Annotated in this window: 13 protein-coding genes; 6 read left to right on the top strand and 7 right to left on the bottom strand. The window is 49.1% G+C overall.

The window, feature by feature from the left end; translation table 11 throughout:
- Positions 1-73 precede the first annotated feature (73 nt).
- Genes FPE01S_RS11690 through FPE01S_RS11680 form a run of 3 tightly spaced genes read right to left on the bottom strand, consistent with a single transcriptional unit; the run spans position 74 to position 2,294 of the window.
- A complete protein-coding gene (locus FPE01S_RS11690; protein ID WP_046369174.1) occupies positions 74-637 on the bottom strand; it encodes a hypothetical protein in 564 nt (187 codons plus the stop codon).
- The gene (murQ, locus tag FPE01S_RS11685) at positions 624-1,445 is read right to left on the bottom strand and encodes an N-acetylmuramic acid 6-phosphate etherase (protein ID WP_046369173.1); all 822 of its coding nucleotides are present in this window, start codon (positions 1,443-1,445) and stop codon (positions 624-626) included. The genes FPE01S_RS11690 and murQ overlap by 14 nt, the downstream gene beginning before the upstream one ends.
- A 6-nt stretch (positions 1,446-1,451) precedes the next feature.
- Entirely contained in the window at positions 1,452-2,294 is an 843-nt protein-coding gene (locus FPE01S_RS11680; protein WP_046369172.1) for an N-acetylglucosamine kinase, read from the bottom strand.
- Between the two features lie 65 nt (positions 2,295-2,359).
- Here FPE01S_RS11680 and FPE01S_RS11675 point away from each other — a divergent pair, with 65 nt between their 5' ends.
- Positions 2,360-3,961: a S41 family peptidase gene (locus FPE01S_RS11675; protein ID WP_046369171.1), complete on the top strand. Its 1,602-nt coding sequence runs from the start codon at positions 2,360-2,362 to the stop codon at positions 3,959-3,961.
- Between the two features lie 43 nt (positions 3,962-4,004).
- Here FPE01S_RS11675 and FPE01S_RS11670 read toward each other — a convergent pair whose 3' ends face one another.
- Positions 4,005-4,343: a DUF6249 domain-containing protein gene (locus FPE01S_RS11670; RefSeq protein WP_052955724.1), complete on the bottom strand. Its 339-nt coding sequence runs from the start codon at positions 4,341-4,343 to the stop codon at positions 4,005-4,007.
- Positions 4,344-4,489: 146 nt separating this feature from the next.
- Here FPE01S_RS11670 and FPE01S_RS11665 point away from each other — a divergent pair, with 146 nt between their 5' ends.
- The 5 genes from FPE01S_RS11665 (at position 4,490) to FPE01S_RS11645 (ending at position 9,927) form a co-directional block, all read left to right on the top strand.
- Positions 4,490-5,074 carry an RNA polymerase sigma factor gene (locus FPE01S_RS11665; protein WP_046369170.1) on the top strand — a complete coding sequence of 195 codons (585 nt, stop codon included), beginning with the start codon at positions 4,490-4,492 and terminating at the stop codon, positions 5,072-5,074.
- A gap of 20 nt (positions 5,075-5,094) precedes the next feature.
- The gene (locus FPE01S_RS11660; protein ID WP_157474002.1) at positions 5,095-5,610 is read left to right on the top strand and encodes an anti-sigma factor family protein; all 516 of its coding nucleotides are present in this window, start codon (positions 5,095-5,097) and stop codon (positions 5,608-5,610) included.
- 43 nt (positions 5,611-5,653) lie between these two features.
- On the top strand, positions 5,654-7,324 hold the full coding sequence (locus FPE01S_RS11655) for a tetratricopeptide repeat protein (RefSeq protein ID WP_157474001.1): 1,671 nt from the start codon (positions 5,654-5,656) through the stop codon (positions 7,322-7,324).
- Between the two features lie 105 nt (positions 7,325-7,429).
- A complete protein-coding gene (locus FPE01S_RS11650; protein WP_046369835.1) occupies positions 7,430-8,497 on the top strand; it encodes a phosphotransferase enzyme family protein in 1,068 nt (355 codons plus the stop codon).
- Positions 8,494-9,927, top strand: a complete 1,434-nt coding sequence (locus FPE01S_RS11645; RefSeq protein WP_046369168.1) for a Gfo/Idh/MocA family protein — start codon at positions 8,494-8,496, stop codon at positions 9,925-9,927. Before FPE01S_RS11650 ends, FPE01S_RS11645 begins: the two co-directional genes overlap by 4 nt.
- 40 nt (positions 9,928-9,967) lie before the next feature.
- Here FPE01S_RS11645 and FPE01S_RS11640 read toward each other — a convergent pair whose 3' ends face one another.
- From FPE01S_RS11640 to FPE01S_RS11630, 3 genes are read right to left on the bottom strand one after another with little or no spacing between them, the layout of a single operon-like run.
- Entirely contained in the window at positions 9,968-10,981 is a 1,014-nt protein-coding gene (locus tag FPE01S_RS11640) for an aldo/keto reductase (RefSeq protein ID WP_157474000.1), read from the bottom strand.
- A 4-nt stretch (positions 10,982-10,985) separates the two neighbouring features.
- The gene (locus tag FPE01S_RS11635) at positions 10,986-11,657 is read right to left on the bottom strand and encodes an SGNH/GDSL hydrolase family protein (protein ID WP_046369167.1); all 672 of its coding nucleotides are present in this window, start codon (positions 11,655-11,657) and stop codon (positions 10,986-10,988) included.
- A gap of 30 nt (positions 11,658-11,687) precedes the next feature.
- Positions 11,688-12,902, bottom strand: coding sequence for an AGE family epimerase/isomerase (locus FPE01S_RS11630; RefSeq protein WP_046369166.1), 1,215 nt, complete (start codon positions 12,900-12,902; stop codon positions 11,688-11,690).
- Positions 12,903-12,904 lie beyond the last annotated feature (2 nt).

The following is a 12,904-nucleotide window of genomic DNA, read 5'->3' as shown; positions in this document are numbered from 1 at the left end:
CATGTGGTAAAAATAATCATTCGCAAACAACTTCAAAAAGATTTTTTCCTTACGAATGTTAGTTTTTTTGGCTTCACGCCAGTCTTTTGCGTTGTTCCTCATCAATTTTCTTGAAGAGATGATATGGCTTGAAGATGCGCCAGTTATCGAGCTCAACGAGTTCCAGATAGCGGTTCAGCTTGGCTTTTCGGAATTCATACTGGGTTTGTTCAGGCATATTCAGCAACACGACCCAACCATCATTATCCATCATTTCTTCATACCACTCTTCATAGTATTCGCGATCACTGCTGTGAAAATTCAATACGTTTTCGGCAATTAAGATGAACTTGTAGATGCCATATTCTTCGAATTTATCGATCACTTCCCTTTTCAGGCTCATGATATCATTTTCAATGGCATCATTCCATTCGCCGATCAGTTCGATAATGGCATATCCCTCTTCATAGTCGGCCATGATCACTTTCAGGTAAAGTGTTCTTGAGCCGAATTCATCCCATTGCGGATGGATATAATAATTGTAAATGGTCTGGGAAAACTCGAACTCGGAATACACCCTGCCATAGAAAGGCGATCGCTCATCCTCTTCACTCACATAAATGTGGCGCCAGTTATAAAATGGCTCAATGTTGTGCATGACTTTCAATCGCTTTCTTCACGCTTCCCCATTTCAGGAGCAGTTGCCGTGCAGTTTCATAATCTTCCAGCCGCAGACGCGACATCACCATCCGGGTACCACGGTCAACAATTTTCTCATTGCTGAGCTGCATATTGACCATCTTGTTGTCCTCCACCCTTCCGATCTGAATCATTACGGCAGTAGAGATCATGTTCAAAACCAGTTTCTGTGCGGTGCCGCTTTTCATCCGGGTGCTTCCGGTCACCACTTCCGGACCGACCACCACTTCAATGGGAAAATCGGCCTGCTCACTGACCGGCGATTGTGGGTTACAGGAAATGGATCCTGTGGTAATGCCTTTTTCGCGGCAGTGTTTCAACGCACCAATAACATATGGTGTGGTACCGCTTGCCGCAATGCCTACCACTACATCATTATCTGAAATAAAATACTTTTCCAGGTCTTTCCAGCCCTGATCTACGTCGTCTTCCGCATTTTCAACGGCTTTCTGGATAGCCACTTCACCGCCGGCAATCAGCCCGATCACCAGGCCATAGGGCATTCCGTAGGTGGGAGGAATTTCACTGGCGTCCAGTATCCCCAGGCGACCGCTGGTGCCGGCGCCGATATAAAAAAGCCTTCCGCCCGCCAGCATTTTGTCGCTGATCGCTACCACCAGTTTTTCGATCTGCGGGATCGCTTTCGCCACCGCATCAGGTACCTGCCTGTCTTCTGCGTTGATATGCTCAAGCAATTCCCCGACAGGCATTTTATCCAGGTGACGATAGGGACTATCCTGTTCGGTAACTTTCACGAAATCCTTCATATTGATTTATTGACCATGGTAATCGATCAGCCCCTGCATCGGATGCTGCAGGATCGATCCTAGTTCCAGTTCGTAACTTCCGCAAAGTTCGGCGATAACGTCGCGGAAACCAAACGCTATCCCTCCCACAAAGTGCACGGGCAGTTTCCAGCTTTCACTGTATTTGCAAAGATGATTAAAGAAAAAGTCATTCAGGCCATCTTCAATAATGTTCTCCACCATAAAGTGCCCCCTGTTTTCGGCCAGGAATAACGCAAATGACGCCAGGAACCTGTTCGGCAAGGGCTGCTTGTAGATCTTATCGAGAATTTCCATTTCGGAAAGCGCAAACTTCTGATCGAAACGGTACCGGAGTTCCTCATCAAATGTCTGGTAGAGATAATACTGAAGCACTTTTTTCCCAAGGTAGGCACCGCTGCCCTCGTCACCGAGTACGTACCCCAACCCCGGACTGTTTTTAACAATTTTCTTACCATTAAAATAACAGCTGTTGCTACCGGTCCCCAGGATACAGGCAATACCTTTGGACGCCTGGCAAAGGCCCCTTGCAGCGCCCATCAGGTCATGATCCACTTCAATTGCAGCTTCTGTAAAAACCCTTCCCAGGGCTTTGCTGATCATTTTACGGTTGGCTGGATTTTTACAACCGGTCCCATAATAAAAGACGGCATCCAGCGAAAACTTTCTGATTTCGGGCACCAGGTCTCTCCTGATCAATTCCTCAATCTGGGTGCCATCGAGAAAATAGGGACTGATTCCCAGTGTAAATACTGTCTTTTTCAGTTTTCCCTTCTCTACCACACACCATTCACACTTGGTCGCCCCGCTATCTGCTATCAGGATCGGCATACTATTACATTAATGGTGAAACGAAAATAAAACTATGTTGCGTAATTTGCGGAACAATGGAATCTATGCCCGAAAAAAAGAAACTGCAGGTTTGGCTACCTTTTCTATTCTCCATCATAATGGTGCTGGGCATGGTATTGGGATACAAACTGAAGGAAAACACCATTACCGCGACCAGTATTTTCCAGTTCAGCAAGAAGCGGTCGCCCCTGCAGGAAGTGCTCGATCTGGTGATGCTCAAATATGTTGACAAGGTAGACACCGATACACTGGGCAATGACGCCATTCAGGACATGCTGTCCAAGCTGGATCCTCACAGCAGTTTTATCCCGGCAAGAAGACTCACCGATATCAATGAAGATCTCCAGGGAAATTTTCAGGGCATCGGAATTGAATTCCAGATTTTCCATGATACTGTCAATGTGATGAACGTGGTGCCGGACGGACCCAGTGCCAAAGCCGGCCTCATGATTGGTGACAAGTTTCTGAAAGTGGGTGATTCAGCTGTTGCCGGAAAGATCACGTCCGAGGGTATTAAGAAATTATTACGCGGTCCCGGCGGTTCAACGGTTCAGGTGGAAATCTTAAGGGGTAAAGAGAAACTTCCCTTCACCATAACAAGAGGATTGATTCCTCTTCCTTCTTTGGATGCAGCCTACCTGCTGACACCTTCAACCGGCTATATCCGCATCAGCAAATTCGCGGAAACAACCTATGAGGAATTCATGGCGTCGCTGGAGAAACTCCAGGGTATGGGGATGAAAGACCTGGTGCTGGATATCCGCAGCAATGGCGGGGGGATCCTGGGTGAGGCGGTTGATATGGCAGATGAGTTTCTGAGTGACGACAAACTGATCGTATATACGGAGGGGAATCATGTGTCCCGCCAGGAATACCGTGCGAAACGTCCGGGACTTTTTGAAAAAGGAAAAGTAGTGCTGCTCATCGATGAGGCATCCGCATCAGCCAGCGAGGTACTGGCTGGTGCATTGCAGGACTGGGATCGTGCAGAAATTGTAGGGCGGCGCAGCTTCGGAAAAGGACTGGTACAGGAACAGTATGATCTCAGTGACGGATCTGCCCTGCGGCTGACTGTGGCCAGGTATTATACCCCTTCGGGAAGGAGTATTCAGAAGCCCTACGACAAAGGCGTGGATGACTACGACAATGACCTGGTGCGGCGTTATGAACATGGTGAAATGGTAAATGCCGACAGCAATCACGCTGAACACGGCAAAGCTTATAAGACAAATGGTGGCAAAACAGTATACGGCGGCGGCGGTATTACCCCCGATTATTTCGTTGCCGCAGATACCTCCGCCATCGGCAATATTGTGACGGTACTTTACCAGAACAATGTGATCAACAATTTTACTTACTTCTACTACCTGGCGAATGCAGACAAGCTGAAAGCTTACCAACAACCCCAGCGTTTTGTCAGGGATTTTCAGTGGACGGATAAGGACTGGCAGGATTTCCTTCGTTTTGCCAAACAATCCGGAATACCGGTAGCCAGCCTTACAGAAAAAGACCGCTATTTCCTGAACCAGCGGATGAAAGCACTGATTGCCAGGTATGTATGGCGCTCCGAAGGCTTTTTTGAAGTGATGAACGACGGCGACAGGGCTATCGAAAAAGCAGTGGAAGTGATCGGCAATAAAAAATAAAAGCCCCGAACCGGGGCTTTGGACAAGGTTTTTAGTGTAAGGTCTATTGCTTATCCAGCACTTCCTTCTTTTCAATCCTGTAGGAAACGATCAGGCCGGCACCGCCGCCGATGGCGATAAAGGCAAACCAGAGTGCCGGGTTTTCGGTATTTAACATATGCTGCGTGATGACGTAGGCCAGCGCCAGCCCTATACCTGATCCGAGCAGAAGCAGGCCATATTTAAGGTTATTATAAGGGGCCGGCCGGGGTTTTACATCTTTGGGATTCATGCCGCGGTCGATCATCGCCATATTTTCCCTGCTGCGCAGGTAAACAAGACCAAAAATCATGGTAAAAAAACCAAGAAATACAATTCCAAGAATCAGTGCATCGGAGTCCATAAAGGTTTAATTTAAAATATTCAGTTGTTGTTGTTTCTGGAATATCTGACTACGGCTGGAAGTGTCAGGTTACAGCCAGGGCAAAAATTTGGGTAAATTGTATTTGCTGTAACCGGATTCATACTGTTGTAGTCATATGCTTGTCGATGCAAATAGGGATTTCAGATAACGATATCATCCGTCTTGTCCGGCGGGGCGAGCAAAGCGCCTATGCGGAACTGGTCAAAAAGTACCAGGGATTCGTATTTACCATAGTGCTTCGCTATTTACCAGTCCGGGAAGACGCCGAAGAAGTGGCCCAGGATGTATTCGTCAAGGCCTACCGGAGCCTCGGGGATTTCCGGGGGGATAGTAAGTTCAGCACCTGGTTGTATACCATTACCACAACCACCTGCATTACCTTCCTGCGGAAGAAAAAGCTGGAAGTCCATTCGCTGGACAACGAAAAAGTGCTGGCCCAGGCAGAAAATCTTGACAGTGGCATGGCGGCAAACCTGGTGGAACAAAAATCCCGCTCAGCAATGGTCAATAAGGCAATCGCGATGCTGAGTCCGGACGATGCCCAGGTGATTACGCTCTTTTATAAAGGAGAACAGTCGCTGGAAGAAATTGCACAGATTATGGGTCAGGAACCCAATAACATCAAGGTCCGCCTGTTCCGGGCAAGGCAAAGGCTGAAAGAAAAAATGGAAAAACATTTTGCTTCCGAGGTGCGTGACCTCGCATCATGATGAGCGCTAAAACGATTTATATGAACGAACATCCATCCATGGATTCCCTCCTTTGGGAATATATTGACGGGCACCTGAGTGCTGCAGAGCGTTCCACCGTCGAAAACCTGATCGCCAACGATAAGGAATGGAAGCAGAAATATGAAGACCTGCTGCAATTCAGCGTTTCCCTCGGGGAAGACATCTCGCTGGAAGAACCATCCCTCCGTTTCAACAGGAATGTGATGGAAGAGATCATGCGCCACCATATTGCTCCTGCAACCGGTTCCTATATCAATAAGAAGATCATCTTTGGCATTGGCGGTTTCTTTCTGCTTTTGATCGTGGGTTTCCTGGTTTACGCCTTTGGACAGATTAACTGGACAATAGCAGATTCCGGAACCCGGATTCCCTTCAAAGTAGAAGACCTTCACCTGGAAAGGATCTTCAATAACACCTATATCAATATTTTCATCCTGGTTAACATCGTGCTGGCCCTTGTTCTGTTGGACCGGTACCTGGCTCACCAGAAAAAACAATGGAAAAAACAGGGGTAGTAAACCGGCTGATTTTTGTATCTTATCCGGAAACTAACTTTTCATGAACCCTCTTATGATCTGGGCTTTCATGGTGTACAGCACACTACTGGTATCATTTCCGCTGTTCCCGGAAAGCTCAGCCACCAAACCTTCCGATGAAATTGAAAAAGCGCGCAAAAAAGTAGCCCTTACGGCAATCTCCTGCACTCCTGACTGGCGCACACTGAACATTGAAGAACTTGCCGATGTAATGATACCGTTACCGGGCAGCGGCATCTGGAAATGGAAAATCTCCACCACCAGCGACAGCGCCCAGTTTTATTTTAACCAGGGAATCAATTGTTATTACGGTTTCCATATCATTGAATCCGTCCCCTCATTCCGGAAAGCGCAGCAATTCGATTCTGCCTGTGCGATGCTGTACTGGGGTGAAGCGCTGGCACTTGGCCCAAACATCAATGATTTTGGCTACGTAGCTTCCCATGATGCCTGGCAGGCTGTTCAGAAAGCCAAACGGCATCTTGACAATGCCAGTGAGACCGAAAAGGCATTGATTTCAGCGATGGATACAAGATATACCGGCGACAGCAGTGCCAACCAGGCGCAGTTAAATGAGACCTATGCCAAAGCCATGGAGGCACTCAGCAAAAAATTTCCTGTCGCCGACGTTAATGCATTGACGGTAGACGCGTACATGTTATTGCATCCCTGGGATTTCTGGACAACCGATGGCAATCCCCGCGCCTGGACGCCGGCATTGGTCAAACTGCTCGAAAGCTCGCTCAAAGATGCGCCGATGCATCCGGGGCTGAATCACTATTATATCCATGTGGTTGAGGCATCCCCGCATCCCGAACACGCTGCACCCAGCGCCGATCGCCTGGGAACCCTGACACCCGCCCTCTCCCACATGCTTCACATGCCTTCCCACATCTATGTAAGGACAGGCCGGTACCAGGAAGGCATAAAAGTTAACGATACCGCAGTCAAAGCCTACCTGCACTATAAAGGTCTCTTTCCTGATGTCGTTAACAAGGCAGACCTGTACGAATATCACAACAGGCATATGCAGGCAGCCTGCGCGATCAATCAGAATGATTATACCACTGCGCTCCGTTACGGAAAAGACTGTCAGGCAGCGATTCCCTACGAATATCTCGCCATGCCGGTATTCGGCTATTACATGCAGTATATCTACATGACTCCCGAGTTTATCCGGGTAGCCTTCCAGCGCTGGGACGAGATCCTGGACCAGCCCGACATGTCAGACAGCCTCACCTATGCCAGGCTGTTACAGCATTTTAGCAAAGGGGTGGCTTATGCCAACACACAACGGACCAAAGAAGCAAGGCAGGAACTGGAAAGCGCTGAAGCGATCCTGAAAAAGGATAGTGGCCTTTATGCGCCCCTCGGCCCCATCAATGCCCCGGCCAGCGGCTCGCGGGTAGGGTTGCTCATCCTTAAGGGAGCTATAGAAGAAAACGAAAAGAATACTAAAGCGGCACTGAAAACCTATGAGGCAGCGGCAAAAGCGGAAGATGCCATGATTTATGACGAGCCGAGAGACTGGTTACTTCCCGCCCGGCACTGGTGGGGGAACCTGCTGCTGAAGAGCAAAAAATTCAAAGAAGCGGAAACTGTCTTCAGGGAAGACCTGCGCATCAACCCCGGAAACCCCTATGCGGAAAAGGGCATTGCAGCAGCCAGATTACATAAGCAAACGATTGAGTAAATCTCCTGCGACGGGATATTCATTTTTGGGCAAACGGTTGCATACCAAAACCTGATGACTAAATTCTAAGTTAGTCGCAGAATGATATCAATAGAACAATCAGATTTGGTTACATCCGTCTTACCGGAATTTGCCATTAACCTTACCGATGGAAGAACTGAACCATATGGTTCCGGCCTCATCAACACCACCTGGCGCGTTTTTACCGGGAGCCAGGATTATATACTCCAGCGAATCAATCAGCAGGTATTCCGTGATCCCCAGAAAATTGCAGATAATGTGAGGAAGATCGGCGACTATCTCCGCAAAAACCATCCGGATTACCCCTTTGTATTGCCTATTCAGACAAAATCACGCCAGGAACTGGCATTTGTGGAAGGAATGGGTTATTACCGGTTGAGCCCGTTTGTAAAAGGCTCTACTTCACTGGATGTGGTGGAAAACCCGGATGAGGCCTACGAAGCAGCCCTTCAGTTCGGCCGTTTTGCGGCCAGGCTGAGTGAACTGAATCCAAGTGCGCTGCACATTACGATCCCCGACTTTCATAACCTTCGATTGCGGTACGACCAGTTCCGGCAATCGCTCATTAAAGGAAACCGCGAAAGGATCGCAGCGTCAGGGAAAGCCATCGAGGACATTGAAGCATTTACGTTCATTGTAAGTGGCTACGACAGCATTTGTAATGATCCGGCATACAAAATCCGGGTGATGCATCATGATACCAAGATCAGTAATGTATTGCTCGACAGAAACAACAAAGGCATGTGTGTGATCGATCTCGACACCATGATGCCCGGCCATTTTTTCAGTGATGCCGGCGACATGCTCCGCACGTATCTTTCACCAGTGAGTGAGGAAGAGACCGATCTGAGTTTAAATCATATCCGTAAGGAGATCTTTGAAGCCATTGTAAAAGGTTACCTGGTGGAAATGCGGGATGAACTGACCATGGCGGAAAAACGTTCGTTCATATTTGCCGGAAAGATCATGATCTACATGCAGGCGATCCGTTTTCTTGCTGATCACTTTAATGACGATATTTATTATGGTGCCCGCTACCCGGGTCATAATTACTACAGGGCGCTCAACCAGATTGACCTGCTGAAGAAATTACAGCGGGAAGAACCCGAACTGGAAAAAATATTGCATCAACACATAAATACAAACAAATGAGCTCGAACCGCAGACATTTCCTGCGTGATATCACCCTGGGCACCGGCGCCCTGATCAGTGGCCTTCCATCCTGGGCGAATGAAAGTGACGCCATGGAACTGGCATCCCGTGAAGCAGTAGCCCGGGCTGGCAGATTCAACATGTGCGGCTATGCGGCACCGAAACTGGATAAGGTACGTATCGGGTTTGTAGGACTCGGTATGCGTGGACCAGGGGCGGTTGAACGCATGAGTTTTATTGAAGGCGTGGAGATCAAGGCGCTTTGCGACAAGTATCCTGACCGCGTAAAGAAAGCGCAGAACATCCTCACCAAAGCGGGGCTTCCCGAAGCCAGGGAATACTCCGGTGAAGAGGGTTACAAAGCAATGTGCGAGAGTGCTGATATTGACCTGATTTATATCACGACTCCCTGGATCCTGCATACGCCGATTGCTGTATATGCAATGAATCATGGCAAACATGCTGCATCCGAAGTTCCTGCTGCAGTTACCCTTGATGAATGCTGGCAGCTGGTAGAAACTTCTGAAAAGACGCGCAAGCATTGCATGATGCTCGAGAACTGCTGTTATGATTTCTTTGAGCTCCTTACCCTGAATATGGCCAGAAATGGGCTGTTCGGAGAATTGGTGCATGCAGAAGGGGCATATATCCACAACCTGCTCGACCTGAATTTCAATAAAAAGGGATATGCGGACATGTGGCGCCTCCGCGAAAACGGCAAAAGGAACGGCAATCTCTATCCCACCCATGGCCTTGGACCGATCGCACAATGCATGAATATCAACCGCGGTGATCAGATGGATCACCTCGTGGCCATGAGCAGCAATGATTTCCAGATGCAGGCCCATGCAAAGGAACTGGCTGCCAAAGACCCCTTTTACAACGAGTTTACCACGCAGAAATTCAGGGGGAATATGAATACGACGCTTATCCGTACCATGAAAGGCAAAACCATCATGGTACAGCATGACGTCACTTCTCCCCGCCCATACTCCCGCATTCATCTCCTGAGCGGAACAAAAGGCATGGCACAGAAATGGCCCGACCCTGCGAAAATTGCCTTCAACGATGAATGGGTGAATGAATCGGAAATGAAGTCACTGGAAGAAAAATATACCCTTCCCATTGTGAAACATATTGGCAATATTGCAAAATCCGTTGGCGGTCACGGCGGTATGGATTTCATCATGGACTGGCGCCTGATCGACTGCCTGCGCAACGGACTCCCGCTGGATCAGGACGTTTACGATGCAGCGCTCTGGAGCGCCGTGGCACCATTATCAGAAGCATCTGTGGCTAAAAGAAGCCGTTCAGTGGATGTGCCGGATTTCACCCGCGGAAACTGGAAAACCAATCAGCCCGTCAACCTCACGCTCGATGGCGGTGGTACAACGACGGTCCGCAAAAAAGAAGCCAGCAAGCAGCTATAAATAAGTTGGTTTATCATGTACAACCGCTGTCCTGTTCAGATCAGGCAGCGGTTTCTTTTTTCCTTTCATTCAGAATGTTCTCGATCGCCCGTAGCGTTTCTTCATCAAATGCCGTATGCTCAAGCGTTGCCAGGTTCTGATGTAACTGGGTAACAGAGCTGACGCCAATAATCACAGAGGTCAGCCGCTGATCGTGCAGCAACCAGGCCAGCGCCAGTTGCGACAGTGTTTGTCCCCGTGAAACTGCCAGCGCATGAAGTGCGCGTATGGCGGTGTGCGTTGCGGGAGTAAGCGCAGATTGCTGCAGGTGACCATGTGATTTTGCCATCCTGGAATCGACAGGAATTTCTTTCAGGTATTTGTCGGTCAGTAGCCCCTGTGCAAGCGGAGAAAATGCTATACAGCCTGCCCCCTGCTCTTTCAGCACTTCCAGCAGCCCGTCTTCCACCCACCGGTCAAATAAAGAATACCGGGCCTGGTGGATAAGACAGGGTGTTCCCAGTTCCCGCAGAATTGCCATTGCCCTGGCGGATTGATCGGCATTGTAATTGGAAATACCGGCATAAAGGGCTTTACCGCTTCGTACAATCTGATCGAGGGCCATCATGGTCTCTTCCAGCGGGGTGTTGGGATCAGGCCGGTGTGAATAGAAAATGTCCACGTATTCCAGGCCCATGCGTTTCAGGCTCTGGTCCAGGCTGGAGACCAGGTATTTCCTGGAACCCCAATCGCCGTAAGGACCTTCCCACATAGTATAACCTGCTTTGGTGGAGATGATTAACTCATCGCGCAGGTAGCCAGTAAAATCTTTTTTCAGAATCTCTCCGAAATTGGATTCGGCTGAACCTGGCGGCGGCCCGTAATTATTGGCAAGATCGATATGGGTTATGCCATTGTCAAAGGCTGCGCGAATGATCGCACGCCCCTGTTCAAAAACGTCTACTCCGCCGAAATTATGCCACAGTCCAAGTGAAATTGGCGGCAGCAACAGGCCACTGTTTCCACATCGACGATAACTTATGTTCTGGTACCGGTGAGGTGAGGGCGTATACATCTGGTTACTTCAGGTTTAAGAGTGATTCAGTCATTTTATCCGCTACCAGCTGGTTACCGGTGTCATTCAGGTGAACGCCATCGGTAGTCAGGATACCTTTTGCCTCGTTGCCTGTATTGTGCTGTATATTGAAATCCAGGAAGATTTTCCTGAGATCCACCAGCGGGCATTGCTCCTGTGCTGCGAGATCCCGCAGCGCCTGGCTGTAAATGTCCAGGTCTTTATCCTGCGCATTGTCACCATCCTTCTTTTCACCGATTACAGCAGGAGTCACCATGATCACTTTCGCATTTGCTGCTTTGATTTTGCGTAGGAGCGCCGAATAGAACCTGGTGAACTTGTCCAGATCAGTACCTGTTCCCAGCAGGGTTTTATGCCACACATCGTTCACTCCTACATATACGAAAACTATGTCCGGCTTTTTCGCCAGCACGTCACTGTCCATGCGGAGATACAGATCATACACTTTATTTCCACCGATTCCCGAGCCAATCAGTTCGTAGTCTGCGCCTTTTCCCTGCTTCTGCAGGTTTTCTCCGATGCGGGTGATATACCCTCCTTTTTCCACACCAGCCTGTGTGATGGAATCACCGAAAAAAATCACTTTCTTTTTTCTTGCGGGAAGAGACATGGCTACCAGAACCGATGCGCAAAGCATCATCAAAGCATATTTCATACTATACAAATGGAACGTAAATATAAGGGGTTAGGAGGCAACTGGTGTGTGAACAATTCCGGTTTGAATCCGTTCGAGCAGTTCGATGCAGGCCCGGCCATTGTGGTAGGGACATTTCCAGAGACCTGCTTTGTCCTGGTTGGGCAATGGAAGTCCATTGGCATCAACACCCCAGAACCATTCGCCATGCACTTTGTCTTTTATTTTCTGCTGGATGAATTTCCAGGTGGCAAGTACCTGTTGCAGGTAAGATTCATCCAGTGTCACCTGCCAGGCATTAAACAGTCCGACGAGTGCTTCTGCCTGGGGCCACCAGTGCTTTTCCTGTACAAGATGCTGGGTGGAAGGTTCATACTCATACCATAATCCACCATCAGCATCCATTCCCCGCAAAGCAGCATTCGTGAGCTTTACGGCGCGGCGGCGGAAAATTTCGACAAGGCCGGCATCGCCGGTAATGGTTGCTGCTTCAAGCAGCAGCCAGCCTGCTTCAATATCATGCCCGTATGAGATGGTGGAAGACCGCAATTCCCAGTTGGCAGCAAAGAACAGGTGCAGGTGACCCGTAGCCCTGTCAATGATATGCTGATCAAACAGGTTGAGCAGGGAAACAATGGATTGTTTCAACCGGGGATCAGGCCGGCACTGATAGAGTGCTGCATATGCCTCTAACACATGCAGATGCGTGTTCATGCTTTTCGCTTCGTTGGCATCCTTTTTACTCAGGCGGAGGTCGTCGAGCCGGCCCCATTCACGCGACCACGCTTCGCCGTAACCGCCGTATTCCTGGTCAAGACAATACTGCTCCAGTTGCTGGTAAAGGCTCCAGGCATCCGTTAATGCCTGTTCATCCTCAGATGCCCGGTAATACGCTGCGCAGGCATAGAGCACAAACGCAATGGCATAAACCTGCTTTTTGGTATCCAGTGGTCTCCCGGTGTGATCAACTGTCCAGCAAACCCCACCATATACCGGGTCGATAAAAAAACGGTTGAGATAATGGTAAGCCCGTTGTGAAAGCGCGAGCCACTCCTTGTTCGGCCGGATCCGGTGGGCAGCCGCGAAAGTCCAGCAAATCCTGGCGTTGAGTACGGCGCCTTTGGGAGCTCCCTGCACGACATAGTTGTTTTCATCAATTCGGCCATAAAAACCACCGTACCGGTTGTCTGGCATGTGCATGGCCCAATACTGCAGGATAGCTTCCAGTTCATTAAGGAGTTCCCGCTGCAATCGTTGAAACAGCATAT

Source organism: Flavihumibacter petaseus NBRC 106054, assembly GCF_000974785.1.
In the GTDB taxonomy this organism is placed as follows: domain Bacteria; phylum Bacteroidota; class Bacteroidia; order Chitinophagales; family Chitinophagaceae; genus Flavihumibacter; species Flavihumibacter petaseus.
Note: the sequence above shows the minus strand (reverse complement) of the source record. Positions and strands in the feature narration are given on the sequence as shown.

Bases quoted from the DNA above. Each gene is read 5' to 3' on its own strand.
- FPE01S_RS11645 (WP_046369168.1), top strand. From the start codon at position 8,494: ATGAGCTCGAACCGCAGACATTTCCTGCGTGATATCACCCTGGGCACC.
- FPE01S_RS11665 (WP_046369170.1), top strand. From the start codon at position 4,490: ATGCAAATAGGGATTTCAGATAACGATATCATCCGTCTTGTCCGGCGG.
- FPE01S_RS11640 (WP_157474000.1), bottom strand. From the start codon at position 10,981: ATGTATACGCCCTCACCTCACCGGTACCAGAACATAAGTTATCGTCGA.
- FPE01S_RS11675 (WP_046369171.1), top strand. From the start codon at position 2,360: ATGCCCGAAAAAAAGAAACTGCAGGTTTGGCTACCTTTTCTATTCTCC.
- murQ (WP_046369173.1), bottom strand. From the start codon at position 1,445: ATGAAGGATTTCGTGAAAGTTACCGAACAGGATAGTCCCTATCGTCAC.
- FPE01S_RS11655 (WP_157474001.1), top strand. From the start codon at position 5,654: ATGAACCCTCTTATGATCTGGGCTTTCATGGTGTACAGCACACTACTG.
- FPE01S_RS11680 (WP_046369172.1), bottom strand. From the start codon at position 2,294: ATGCCGATCCTGATAGCAGATAGCGGGGCGACCAAGTGTGAATGGTGT.
- FPE01S_RS11690 (WP_046369174.1), bottom strand. From the start codon at position 637: ATGCACAACATTGAGCCATTTTATAACTGGCGCCACATTTATGTGAGT.
- FPE01S_RS11660 (WP_157474002.1), top strand. From the start codon at position 5,095: ATGAACGAACATCCATCCATGGATTCCCTCCTTTGGGAATATATTGAC.
- FPE01S_RS11630 (WP_046369166.1), bottom strand. From the start codon at position 12,902: ATGCTGTTTCAACGATTGCAGCGGGAACTCCTTAATGAACTGGAAGCT.
- FPE01S_RS11635 (WP_046369167.1), bottom strand. From the start codon at position 11,657: ATGAAATATGCTTTGATGATGCTTTGCGCATCGGTTCTGGTAGCCATG.
- FPE01S_RS11670 (WP_052955724.1), bottom strand. From the start codon at position 4,343: ATGGACTCCGATGCACTGATTCTTGGAATTGTATTTCTTGGTTTTTTT.